The sequence below is a fragment of the Rouxiella badensis genome (assembly GCF_026967515.2).
Lineage (GTDB): Bacteria > Pseudomonadota > Gammaproteobacteria > Enterobacterales > Enterobacteriaceae > Rouxiella > Rouxiella badensis.
This window is the reverse complement of the sequence record NZ_CP114062.1, coordinates 2,664,281-2,676,511: the sequence shown is the minus strand read 5'-3', so window position 1 is coordinate 2,676,511 and position 12,231 is coordinate 2,664,281. Positions and strand designations below refer to the sequence as shown.

12 protein-coding genes are annotated in these 12,231 nt (G+C 52.8%); 4 read left to right on the top strand and 8 right to left on the bottom strand.

Going from position 1 to position 12,231, the window contains the following annotated elements:
• The first annotated feature begins 10 nt into the window (after nt 1–10).
• Nucleotides 11–1,531 (top strand): galactose/methyl galactoside ABC transporter ATP-binding protein MglA, encoded by a 1,521-nt coding sequence (gene mglA, locus O1V65_RS12380; protein ID WP_017492412.1) that lies wholly within the window; start codon nt 11–13, stop codon nt 1,529–1,531.
• Between the two features lie 18 nt (nt 1,532–1,549).
• The gene (mglC, locus tag O1V65_RS12375; protein WP_017492411.1) at nt 1,550–2,560 is read left to right on the top strand and encodes a galactose/methyl galactoside ABC transporter permease MglC; all 1,011 of its coding nucleotides are present in this window, start codon (nt 1,550–1,552) and stop codon (nt 2,558–2,560) included.
• 95 nt (nt 2,561–2,655) lie between these two features.
• On the opposite strand, the gene sanA is transcribed toward mglC, so the two are convergent.
• From sanA to cdd, 3 genes are all read right to left on the bottom strand, one after another.
• A complete protein-coding gene (gene sanA, locus O1V65_RS12370) occupies nt 2,656–3,447 on the bottom strand; it encodes an outer membrane permeability protein SanA (RefSeq protein WP_017492410.1) in 792 nt (263 codons plus the stop codon).
• Nucleotides 3,448–3,710: 263 nt separating this feature from the next.
• A complete protein-coding gene (locus O1V65_RS12365) occupies nt 3,711–5,408 on the bottom strand; it encodes an NAD-dependent malic enzyme (RefSeq protein WP_017492409.1) in 1,698 nt (565 codons plus the stop codon).
• Nucleotides 5,409–5,645: 237 nt separating this feature from the next.
• Nucleotides 5,646–6,530, bottom strand: coding sequence for a cytidine deaminase (cdd, locus tag O1V65_RS12360; RefSeq protein WP_017492408.1), 885 nt, complete (start codon nt 6,528–6,530; stop codon nt 5,646–5,648).
• A 157-nt stretch (nt 6,531–6,687) separates the two neighbouring features.
• Between cdd and O1V65_RS12355 the strand changes: the two genes are divergently transcribed.
• Nucleotides 6,688–7,140 (top strand): acyltransferase, encoded by a 453-nt coding sequence (locus O1V65_RS12355; RefSeq protein WP_017492407.1) that lies wholly within the window; start codon nt 6,688–6,690, stop codon nt 7,138–7,140.
• Between the two features lie 74 nt (nt 7,141–7,214).
• On the opposite strand, the gene artM is transcribed toward O1V65_RS12355, so the two are convergent.
• From artM to artP, 4 genes are read right to left on the bottom strand one after another with little or no spacing between them, the layout of a single operon-like run.
• The gene (artM, locus tag O1V65_RS12350) at nt 7,215–7,883 is read right to left on the bottom strand and encodes an arginine ABC transporter permease ArtM (protein ID WP_017491713.1); all 669 of its coding nucleotides are present in this window, start codon (nt 7,881–7,883) and stop codon (nt 7,215–7,217) included.
• Complete coding sequence (gene artQ / locus O1V65_RS12345) at nt 7,883–8,599, bottom strand: arginine ABC transporter permease ArtQ (protein WP_017491714.1); 717 nt, start codon at nt 8,597–8,599, stop codon at nt 7,883–7,885. The genes artM and artQ overlap by 1 nt, the downstream gene beginning before the upstream one ends.
• An 11-nt stretch (nt 8,600–8,610) precedes the next feature.
• Complete coding sequence (artJ, locus tag O1V65_RS12340; RefSeq protein WP_017491715.1) at nt 8,611–9,342, bottom strand: arginine ABC transporter substrate-binding protein; 732 nt, start codon at nt 9,340–9,342, stop codon at nt 8,611–8,613.
• 36 nt (nt 9,343–9,378) lie between these two features.
• Nucleotides 9,379–10,107 carry an arginine ABC transporter ATP-binding protein ArtP gene (gene artP, locus O1V65_RS12335; protein WP_086005814.1) on the bottom strand — a complete coding sequence of 243 codons (729 nt, stop codon included), beginning with the start codon at nt 10,105–10,107 and terminating at the stop codon, nt 9,379–9,381.
• 215 nt (nt 10,108–10,322) lie between these two features.
• Here artP and O1V65_RS12330 point away from each other — a divergent pair, with 215 nt between their 5' ends.
• Nucleotides 10,323–11,177 (top strand): N-acetylmuramoyl-L-alanine amidase, encoded by an 855-nt coding sequence (locus tag O1V65_RS12330; RefSeq protein ID WP_165428979.1) that lies wholly within the window; start codon nt 10,323–10,325, stop codon nt 11,175–11,177.
• Here O1V65_RS12330 and O1V65_RS12325 read toward each other — a convergent pair.
• Nucleotides 11,174–12,205, bottom strand: coding sequence for an NAD-dependent epimerase/dehydratase family protein (locus tag O1V65_RS12325; RefSeq protein ID WP_084912739.1), 1,032 nt, complete (start codon nt 12,203–12,205; stop codon nt 11,174–11,176). The two genes, O1V65_RS12330 and O1V65_RS12325, sit on opposite strands and share 4 nt — an antisense overlap.
• Nucleotides 12,206–12,231: the final 26 nt, after the last annotated feature.

Here is a 12,231-nt window from a genome sequence, read left to right as displayed (position 1 = left end):
AGGTAGCGCTATGGCCAGTCTTAATACGGAACAGCCCCGCGAGTGGCTGCTGGAAATGAGCGGAATTAATAAGTCATTTCCGGGCGTAAAGGCGTTAGACAATGTAAATTTAAAAGTTCGTCCACACTCCATTCATGCATTGATGGGTGAGAACGGCGCGGGTAAATCTACATTATTAAAATGCCTGTTTGGTATTTACAGTAAGGACTCAGGGACCATTCTTTTTCAGGGCAAGGAAGTTAATTTTAAAAGCTCGAAAGAAGCATTAGAGCAGGGCGTTTCGATGGTGCATCAGGAATTAAACCTGGTATTGCAGCGCACCGTTATGGATAACATGTGGCTGGGTCGTTATCCAACGAAAGGCATTTTCGTCGATCAGAACAAAATGTATCATGACACCAAGGCCATCTTTGATGAGCTGGATATTGATATCGATCCACGCGAGAAAGTCGGTAAGTTATCTGTTTCTCAAATGCAGATGATTGAAATAGCGAAAGCATTTTCCTACGATGCAAAAATAGTCATCATGGATGAGCCAACGTCTTCTTTAACCGAAAAAGAAGTTAATCATCTGTTCACGATTATTCGTAAGCTGAAAGATAGAGGCTGCGGCATTGTTTATATTTCTCACAAGATGGAAGAGATCTTCCAGCTGTGTGATGAAATTACCATCCTGCGCGATGGACAATGGATTATTACTCAGCCGCTCGAAGGGCTGGACATGGACAAGATAATCTCGATGATGGTTGGCCGCTCTCTAAGCCAACGCTTCCCCGACCGCCTTAACAAACCGGGTGAGGTTATTCTCGAGGTACGGAATCTGACCTCTTTGCGTCAGCCTTCAATTCGTGACATTTCTTTTGATTTGCATAAGGGTGAAATTCTCGGTATCGCCGGGCTCGTAGGCGCCAAGCGCACCGATATTGTGGAAACATTATTTGGTATTCGTGAAAAGCTACAGGGAACCATTAAGCTTCACGGTAAAAAAATTAACAATAATAGTGCGAATGAAGCCATTAATCATGGCTTTGCTCTGGTGACGGAAGAGCGTCGTTCAACCGGTATTTATGCTTATCTGGATATTGGTTTTAACTCGCTGATTTCGAATATTCGTAACTATAAGAATAAAATCGGTCTGCTGGATAATAACCGTATGAAAAGCGATACCCAATGGGTTATTGACTCCATGCGTGTTAAAACACCTGGGCATAGAACCAATATTGGTTCGCTTTCAGGCGGTAATCAGCAGAAGGTTATTATTGGTAGGTGGTTATTGACCCAGCCAGAAATACTGATGTTGGATGAACCAACGCGCGGTATCGACGTGGGTGCAAAATTTGAAATCTATCAGTTAATAACAGAGCTGGCAAAGAAAGAGAAAGGCATTATTATTATCTCTTCCGAAATGCCAGAATTGTTGGGTATTACTGACAGAATACTGGTTATGAGCAATGGACAGGTCGCGGGTATTGTTGAAACAAAAAGTACTTCGCAGAATGAAATATTACGCCTTGCATCCTTGCACCTCTAATTTCTAAGGGTTCTTATTATGAATGCGTTAAATAAGAAAAGCATGCTCACTTATCTTAAAGAGGGCGGGATTTACGTTGTACTGTTTGTATTATTGGCCATTATTATTTTTCAGGATCCTACTTTCCTGAGCCTGATTAACCTGAGCAACATTTTGACCCAGTCTTCCGTGCGCGTCATTATCGCACTGGGCGTGGCGGGGCTGATTGTGACCCAGGGTACCGACCTTTCAGCCGGCCGTCAGGTGGGTCTGGCCGCTGTGGTAGCGGCAACTATGCTGCAGGGTATGGACAACGTCAACAAGGTGTTCCCGCATCTTGACGTGGTGCCGATTCCGCTGGTTATTCTTGCCGTCTGCCTGATTGGCGCGGTGATTGGTCTGGTCAACGGCATTATTATCGCCTACCTCAACGTGACGCCGTTTATAACCACTTTGGGTACCATGATTATTGTTTACGGCATTAACTCGCTGTATTACGACTACGTGGGCGCTTCGCCGATTGCGGGTTTTGACTCACACTTCTCGCATTTCGCACAAGGCTTTATTAGCCTCGGCGGCTTGAAGCTGTCCTACATCACCTTCTACGCGATTATTGCTATCGCCTTCGTTTGGGTCTTGTGGAATAAAACGCGCTTTGGCAAAAACATTTTTGCCATTGGCGGTAACCCTGAAGCGGCGAAGGTTTCGGGTGTTAACGTACCGCTTAACCTGATCATGATCTATGCGCTGTCCGGTGTGTTCTATGCCTTCGGCGGTATGCTCGAGGCGGGGCGTATCGGCAGTGCAACCAACAACCTCGGCTTTATGTATGAGCTGGACGCCATCGCGGCCTGCGTGGTCGGCGGCGTGTCGTTTGCGGGCGGGGTCGGTTCTGTGGCTGGCGTGGTGACCGGTGTGCTTATCTTTACCGTCATCAACTATGGCCTGACCTATATCGGCGTGAACCCTTACTGGCAGTACATTATCAAGGGCGGCATCATCATCTTCGCCGTTGCGCTCGACTCATTGAAGTATGCCAAGAAGAAGTAAGCTTTAGCTTACAGTTTTACGCACCCGAAACGGGTACGTTACAGAAGCCCTTTAACGGCAGAACACAGGATTTGTGTTCTGCTTTTTTTTGCCTGCTATTTACCGGCTGCGGCTGGAGGCGCGACGGCGGGGGGCGTTTTTTCTGCTGCTTTCTTCTCGGCCTTTTTCTCGGCGGCTAACTGATGTTGCAATGCGACAACCTGTTCTGGGGTGACGGCAGGATAGCCCTGCGCATCGTCAGGAATATGATGCACGGCTGGGATAGGAATAAGAGGGCCGAGGAAGCGAGGCTGGCGATGCAAAATATACAGATCATTCAGCGCGCCCAGACGGGCAAAGATTTCACGTACGCGCACCGTCAGAATATCTTTAGGTGAAGGCACGGCAAAACATTGCGCCTGAATTCCCATGTGCAGGGCGATAAACAGCGCCCGCTCGCAGTGGAAACGCTGGGTAATAATCAGAAAGTCGTTGGTGTCGAAGACTTTGCGGGTGCGCACAATCGAATCCAGCGTGCGGAATCCTGCGTAGTCGAGCACGATGTCGCTCGAAGGGATCCCCGCGGCCATCAGGTCGCGACGCATGGTCATCGGTTCGTTATAGCTCTGCAGTGCGTTATCGCCGCTGAGCAGCAGATATTTTACCTTGCCGCTGTTGTAAGCGTTAATCGCCCCTTGGATGCGGTAGAGATAATACTGATTGATAACGCCGGTGCGGTAATATTTGGCGGTGCCCAATACGACGCCGACCTGGCGATGCGGCAGTGCCTGCACTTCATCGTAGATATAGTCTTTGGTCTTCCAGCTAATCCATCTGTCCAGCCCAATAGCGACAACCAGCATGAATACTACGATGCTGATAAAGCCTACTATTAGCCGCTTAATCATGGAATTGCCTTTAAGTCTGTGAAGGGAGGCGAAGGGTTCAAGGCTACTTTACCTGCCCGGCCGACGCAATAAGCGAAGGCTTAGAACATGTCACATGCTCCTTTTTTAAACGGGATGCTGGGTATTTGGCGCGGTAGCCGCCTTGGCTTCAGTTAATCACCCGAATCACTGACCTGAGTAAGCTCATCGGGTTTTTTAAATTTACCGCCTTGCTACCGCACCTACGACTCAGCCGTTAATGCGGCAACGAGGTAATCTGCGGCTTAGAACGACGTGCGCTTATAGGTACGGTACTGCGGTATCCAGAAGTTGTGCTCAATGGCTTTGGACAGCGCGTCTTCAGTGGTGACCTGCGCCACGCCTTCTACCTGCGCCGCTTTGCCGACTTCCATTGCGATACATTTTGATACGCCCTGAATGTCGTTCACGTCTGGCAACAGTGAGCCTACGCCATCGGTCGCCAGCGGTGAGCAGTCTGCCAGTGCGCGGCTGGCTGCCATCAGCATGCCGTCTGTTACCTGTTTGGCCCCAGAGGCGATGACCGCAAGCCCAATACCCGGGAAGATATAGGAGTTGTTGCACTGGGCAATAGGGTAGACCTTGTCCTTATAGCTGACAGGCGCGAACGGACTGCCAGTAGCGACCAGCGCGGCCCCGTCGGTCCAGTTGATGATATCGGCCGGATGGGCCTCAACGCGTGACGTTGGATTGGTCAGCGGCATCACGATAGGACGGTCACAGTGGGCGTGCATCTCGCGAATAATTTCTTCAGTGAACAGGCCTGGCTGGCCGGAGACGCCGATGAGCACCGTCGGTTTCGCGTGGCGTACCACCTCAAGCAGGGAGATATTGTCGCTGTCGACGTCCCAGTCCTTAAGATTCTCGCTGTTCTGCACCAGCTGGCTCTGGAAGTCGAGCAGGTTGGTCAGTTTGTCGGTCAGCAGGCCAAAGCGGTCAACCATAAAGATGCGGGCGCGGGCTTCTGCTTCGCTCAGGCCTTCAGATTTCATCTGCGCCACTATCTGTTCGGCGATGCCGCAGCCCGCAGAACCTGCGCCGAGGAAGGTCACGGTCTGGTCACGTAGACGACTGCCCGCCGCGCGACTGGCGGCCAACAGGCTGCCGACGGTGACCGCAGCGGTCCCCTGGATGTCGTCATTAAAACAGCACAGTTCTTCGCGATAACGGTTGAGCAGCGGCATGGCGTTCTTCTGCGCGAAGTCTTCAAACTGCAACAGTACGTTCGGGAAGCGAACTTTCACCGCCTCAATGAACTGATCGACGAACGCATAGTATTCGTCACCGGTGATGCGAGGATGACGCCATCCCATGTACAGCGGGTCATTCAACAGCTGCTGATTGTTGGTGCCTGCGTCAAGCACCACGGGCAGCGTGTACGCCGGGCTAATGCCGCCACAGGCGGTATACAGTGACAGTTTCCCGATAGGGATCCCCATCCCACCGATGCCCTGGTCACCCAGTCCGAGAATACGCTCACCGTCGGTAACCACGATCACCTTGACGTGTTGCTTGGTGGCGTTTTGCAGCATGTCGTCGATGTGTTCACGGTTCGGATAAGAGATGAACAGGCCGCGCGCGCGACGATAAATCTCGGAGAAGTGCTCACAGGCAGCGCCCACGGTCGGAGTATAAATCACCGGCATCATCTCGCTCAGATGCTCGTCGATCAAACGGTAGAACAGGGTTTCGTTGGTGTCCTGAATGTTGCGCAGGTAGATATGCTTATCGATATCGGTCTTGAAGTCCTGAAACTGGCGATAGGCGCGAGCGGCCTGTTCTTCGATACTTTCAACCGTTTCCGGCAGCAGGCCGTGAAGGTTGAAGCTGGCGCGCTCTTCCTGGCTAAAGGCGCTACCTTTGTTTAATAACGGAAACTCAAGCAGGATTGGGCCGGCATGAGGGATATAGAGTGGGCGTTTACTTTCGTATTCAAGTTCCATTGATTTACTCTTCAGGTCTCGGAAAGGCGGGAAAGGCAAAGTTAATAAAGCGCGATGGTCACATCGATTTTTAACAGCGTTGTGTGACTCAAGGACTTTAGCAGAGGTGAAAGGGCCAACTCAATTATTTAGCCCGGAATGGGGAGAAATGTTGAAAATTCGTTAATGAATAGTTGAATCGACAGGGCCATCTGACAATGGCCCTGCATTATGGGGCGTGTTGATTTATAAAGTAAATCAGAGCTGGACGTGCTGCAGTTGATCGCAGCCCAGCGCCTTAAGCGTTGCGCGGGTTGCGTCAAACTGGCTAACGAGCGGATCTTTCTTCTCCACCAGCGCAGCGCGGCGAATCGTCAGGCAGCTCTCGCCCGACAAATTCAGTACCACCAGTGCCGCCTGTAGCGGTGGCAGGCTCGGGTTGAATGCGGCGTTCTCGGCGTAGCGGCCGGTATAAATTTTTCCGCTGGCACTCTCTAATGCCACGCCGCTGTGCGACTGGCTGTAAGGGGCGTGGCTCTGGTTGCAGGCCGACAACGCCTGTTCTACCAGTGCATCGCCTTCGGCATTGTGATAACCGTGGTCGACGCTGTCCATGAGCAGGGTGGCAATCTCAAGGTCGCGCGGGCCGAATGAGTAGGGAAGATAGTCACCCAGCGTAGCCACCTCGCGGTCTGGCAGATGGATGGCCAGTTCGGTACCGCTGTTGAGTTCATTCATAAACTGACGGCAGTGCCCGCAGGGGGTGTAGTTGACCGTAATCGAGGCCAGCTGGGCTTCACCACGCATCCAGGCGTGGGTAACGGCAGACTGCTCTGCGTGCACCGTTTGCTGCATTGATGCGCCACGAAATTCCATGTTGGCACCAAAGTACAGATTGCCGCTCACGCCACGTGCGACTGCGCCGACGTAGAAGTTTGAGATAGGGGCAATCGAGCAGGCTGCGGCCAGAGGAAGCAGGGCAAAGGCCAGCGCGGCGTCGTCCAGTCCAGTTTGTGATTTAAGTTGGTTGACCTGTGCGGCGGTAAACATCGCGGGGAAGTCGTCATGGCGGAGTATCGGCTCAAGGGCAGATTGCAGTGGAGCGGGCAGGCCAGCATAAGCATCGATGAAACGTGTGTGCATGGAGACATCCTTGGTAGCATTTTGGCAGGCTATTCTAAGACGCTTTTAGTGTTTCTTATGTGACAAGTATCACTATATTTATGAAATTGATGCAATAACTTGGCAAATTGCGAGATGTCTCGCAGGTTTTGGTCATCAAATGGAGGGCGAGTGTCTAATGAAAATCATCGAGAGCGGTGTTCGCGACGTGGCGACGGGAAAAAATGTCACGATTGTTATGCCATCCAATATTTATGGATGCACCCTGGAGGATGATGTCTTCGTCGGCCCGTTTGTCGAAATTCAGAAAGGATGCGTCATCGGTAAAGGAAGCCGTGTGCAGTCGCATACGTTTATCTGTGAAAATGTCATCCTCGGCGAGTACTGCTTTATTGGCCACAACGTGAGCTTTGCCAATGATTTGTTTAAAGGCGGTGCACCCGATCCCGATGCCGGGAATTGGATTAGCATCCTCATTGGAAATAACGTCACTATTGGCAGTGGGGCGACTATCCTCACACCGTCCATTTGCGCGGGCGCAGTGATTGGCGCAGGCAGTGTGGTAGTGAAACCTATAACCGTGAAAGGCACCTATGCAGGAAATCCTGCGCGATTAATAAGGGCACTATAAGAGATAAAAAACCCGAAGATAAAAATATCTTCGGGTTTTTTATGATGCCAGGAAATTCATTCTGGAAGCTTGACTCAGTTTCTTCTTTCGAAAGCCAGCGCGCGGCGTTCTATCAGGCGCATCATCAGCGTCAGCAGACCGTTTACGCAGAGGTAAACCACGCCCGCCGCGCCAAACACCATCACGTCATAGGTACGACCATACATCTGCTGGCTGTGTCCCATGACGTCCATCAGAGTGATGGTGTAGGCGAGTGAGGTACTTTTGAACACCAGCACCACTTCGTTCGAGTAAGACGACAGTGCTCGTTTGAACGCAAACGGCAGCAGAATACGCAGCGACTGCGCCTTTGACATGCCCAGCGCCTGGCAAGATTCCCATTGACCGCCCGGAATTGCCCTGACCGCACCGGCAAAAAGCTGGGTGGTGTAGGCCGCGCTGTTCAGCGCCAAGGCAAACATCGCGCAAAGCCATGGCTGGGAGAGCATTTCCCACAACCACGGAATGTTGCGAATAGACGGAAACTGCCCCGGACCGTAGTAAATCAGGAAGATCTGCACCAGCAACGGCGTACCGGTGAACAGCGTGATATAGCCGCGTACCAGAGGATTCAGTACCGGTACCTTAAGCGTCAAGATAACCGTAAACAGCAACGACAGCAGCAGAGCGACAATCAATGCCGCCACGGTCAGCGTCAGGCTGGTATGCAGGCCTTTCAATACTTCAGGCAAATAGTCCCACATCAGGAAGCACTCCGTTCAAAGCGGGTGGTACGGAGTTCGATGCGTTTAATGACGAACTGACTGAACAGGGTAACGACCAGATAGATAGCCGCCGCCGTCACATACCAGGTGAAGGGCTGCTGGGTGCGCGTCGCGATGCTCTTAGTTTGCAGCATCAGATCGTTGACGCTGATGAGCGACACCAGCGCGGTATCCTTGAGCAAGACCAGCCATTGGTTGCCGAGGCCGGGCAGGGCGTGGCGCCACATCTGCGGCATAATCAGCCGGAAGAAGATAGCCGTCTTACGCATGCCGAGCGCCTGACCCGACTCCCATTGTCCCTGAGGAACCGCTTTCAGCGCGCCGCGCAGCGTCTGTGACGCATAGGCGGAATACAGCAACGACAGTGCAATCACACCGCAGACAAAGGGGCTGACCTCGAAATTATCGAGTGGCAGTTTAACCGGGATCTGGAACAGATAAAGATTGAGGTCAAAACCGTCGGACAGCGTCAGCAGCAGCTGCGAAGAGCCGAAATAAATAAAAAGTACCACCAGAATTTCCGGCAGGCCGCGCAAAATCGTCACCCAGGCGGTGCCCAGCCAGCTCAGCGGTTTCCAGGGAGAAGACTCCCAGACGGCAAACAGCATCGCCAGGAACAGGCCCAGGATCAGTGCACAAATGGCAAGGCCGACGGTCATCCCGGCGGCGCTTAGCAGAGGTTGGAGTTCAATCATCGATAGTGAGATTATTGCGTGAACCATTTGGTGTACAACGCTTTGTAAGTCCCGTCTTGTCTGACTTTCGCAAGTGCGTCGTTCATTTTACCCAGCAGCTCGGTGTTGTTCTTACGTACCGCGATACCCACACCGTTGCCGAAGTAGGTCTTGTCGGTAACAGGCTCGCCCAAGGTGCTGAGCGTTGGGTTCTTGGTGATGAATTCATGCACTACGGCAGTGTCCCCGAATACGGCATCGATACGGCCATTTTTCAGGTCGAGCACGGCATTCTGATAGCTGTCGTAAGGCACCGCGGTGATCTCAGGATGTTTGTCCTGAAGGAAACGCTGGTGCGTGGTGCCGTTTTGAATACCTACACGCTTGCCTTTCAGCGCAGCCAGGTCGGCAAATTTGCCTTTCTGTGCGAAGAAGGTCGCGGTGTTGTCATAGTAGGCGTTGGTGAAGGAAACCTGTTTCTGACGCTCGGCGGTGATGTCCATACCCGAGATAACCGCGTCGATACGGCGGAATTTCAGGCTAGGGATCAGGCTGTCGAACGACTGATTAGTAAAGGTACAGGTCGCCTGCATTTGTTTACACATGGCGTTGGCCAGATCGATATCGAAGCCTTGGATCTTGTTGTTTGAATCAACGAATTCAAACGGAGCATAACCCGCTTCGGTGCCGAAATTAATGGTCTCTGCCGCGCTAGCAGACAGGCTGACACCGGCTAAAACAGCCGCAATAATGAGCTTTTTCATTGCAAACTACTCCATATGTAATCTAAAAGGGGCAAATCAGTGTGATAAATAGCTGGCAAACTCGCGGGTCTGCGGCTGCGCGAAGCAGTTGCCATCACCCTGTTCGATGATGCGGCCATTTTCCATATACACCACGCGTGTTGCCGTTTTACGGGCGACCTCTACTTCGTGGGTCACAATAACCTGCGTAATGCCGGTATCGGCCAGCTCACGAATAATGCTGACGATTTGTGCGGTAATTTCAGGGTCAAGCGCGGCCGTCGGTTCATCAAACAGCAGGACCTGAGGTTCCATCATCAGCGCACGGGCAATCGCCACACGCTGTTGCTGCCCACCGGACAGATGTAATGGATAACGCTGGGCGAAATCTTTCAGGCGCAGGCGGGTCAAGAGCTTTTCGGCGCGCGCCATCGCGGCCTCTTTGCTTAAACCGAGTACGCGACACGGTGCCTCGAGCAGGTTATCCAGCACGGTGCGATGTGGCCACAGATTGTATTGCTGGAATACCATACCGACGTTCTGACGCAGTTCACGGATAGCCTTTTCGTCCGGCTTCTTTTGGAAGTCGAATTGATTGCCCGCAATTTGCAGGTTGCCTGAGCGCGGCATTTCCAACAGGTTCAGAACCCGCAGAAGTGAGCTTTTACCCGCGCCGCTTGGCCCCAGAAGCACCAAGGTTTCGCCCGCAGGACAGTCAAGCGTAATGTCAAAGAGTGCCTGGTGGACTCCGTAGAAGCAGTTAATACTGTTTAGTTGAATACTCATGCGCAAATACTGAATAGCCATTAATGCCGCAGAGGGTACCCTCTGTAGCATAGTTATGCAACAAAGGAGGGTTAAAATTTATTTGTGTGCAACCTGAATCATAAACTTAGCATAAGATATCGTTAACGAGGTGTTACAGCTGGTTATTTTTGTATACACCTCAGACGCATTACACTGCAAATGCAAACCAAAATATAAACCGGGAAAGGATGGAAATGAGGCGTTTTTCAATACGTTGGCGTGAGGCCATCATTCTTGGCAGCCTGATGCTGCTGGCGGGATGCCAGTCATCCTCTTCCGTAACGCCGCATCGCGACTATGTGCTGGAAAAATCACGTCAAGCGCAGGGCGCGGACCAGCGTATTCGTTTTCTGGTGATTCATTATACCGCCGAAGATTTTCATACCGCGTTGAATACGCTGACCGACGAGCACGTGAGCGCCCACTATCTTATTCCTGCGCAACCGCCGATCGTTAACGGCCAGCCCGTTGCCTGGCAGCTGGTGCCTGAGTCGATGCGTGCCTGGCACGCGGGCGAGAGCGGCTGGCGCGGCAGAACCAATATTAACGATACCTCGATAGGCATCGAGCTTGAGAATAAAGGCTTTACCCAGCGCCTGCTCGAGCGTCAGTTCTATCCTTACCCTGCGTTACAGGTGGCACTGGTCACCTCGCTGAGCCGGGACATCGTCAGACGCTATCAGATACAGCCGCAGGACGTGGTTGCTCATAGCGATATTGCGCCACAGCGCAAAGAAGATCCCGGTCCGCTGTTCCCGTGGCAGCAGCTGGCGGAGAAGGGCGTCGGTGCCTGGCCGCAGGCGTGGCGCGTGAAGGCATTATTGCACGGACGTGACCCGCAGCAGTCGGTGCCGATGGCGGGATTACTGGATAAACTGGCGCGCTATGGGTATCCAGTGACGCAAGATATGACGCCGCGTCAGCAGCGTCGGGTGGTAGCGGCGTTTCAGATGCACTTCAGGCAGCGTGACTATCGCGGAAATCCGGATGCGGAGAGTGAAGCCATAGCGGACGCCCTGTTACAACAGTATCCGTCGGCGGCAAATTAATTCGGGTGACTGATAATACCCTGCTTCTGTTGCAGTTTTCCGTGGTCTCTGAGCCACAGCGCGGTGCGCTGGATGCCTTCGTCGAGTGAGACAATCGGGTGATAGCCTAACTCGGTCTCGGCACGTTGGGTGTCCAGAGTGACGTCGAAGTTGAGTTTGGCGACGCTGTAGTGGGTCAGCATCGGCTCGCGGTGCTGCTTGCGTCCCAGTTTCTCCATCCCGCGCGCCATCATGTCCAGCAACGGATAAGGCACGGTGCGGATGCGATATTTCACGTCTAGCCCGGCCATCAACTGCTCGATAATCGTCTTTAGCGGACGCGGCTGCATGTTGGTGATGTTGTAGGCGCGGCCTGACTCATGATTCTGACTCTCGGTCGCCAGCCACATCGCGTGCGCCACGTTCTCGACGTAGGTCATGTCCACCAGCGCCTCTCCGCCGCGCGGCAGCATCAGGGTGCCATATTTAATCATTTGCAGCAGGCGCGGCAGCAGCACGTTGTCGTGCGGGCCGAAAATCCCCTGCGGGCGCAGGATAGTGAAATGCGTCTGCGGATTCGACAGCGCCAGCGTGGTGATCACCTGTTCGGCAGCCGCCTTGCTGCGGGCAAACTGATTGGCAAACCGCGCAGGGCGGAAGTCTTCTTTAATATTGCGATGATGGTGAAAGTCGAAATAAATCGCCGGCGAGGAGAGATGGATAAAATTCTCTACGCCATAGGCGGCGGCCCATTCGCCGAGGCGACGCGTCGCACGGACGTTCGCCAGTTCGAAAGCCTGCTCGCTCCCCCACGGCGCGCTCAGCCCCGAGCAGTGCCATAGCGTATCGACGTCTGCCAGCAGCACTTTTGCCTCTGAGGAAACCAGATTGGTCAAATCGGCATGAATAAATTCCGCACCCAGTTTTTCCAGTAATGGACCCATTGCCGCATTGCGGCCGGTTGCCCTGACTTTAATGCCTTTTCTCCGCAGATATTCCACTGCGTTGCGGCCTGGACCACTGGTTGCACCGGTAACCAATACCTTCATAAATATCCGAATTCCGTGAAAATGTC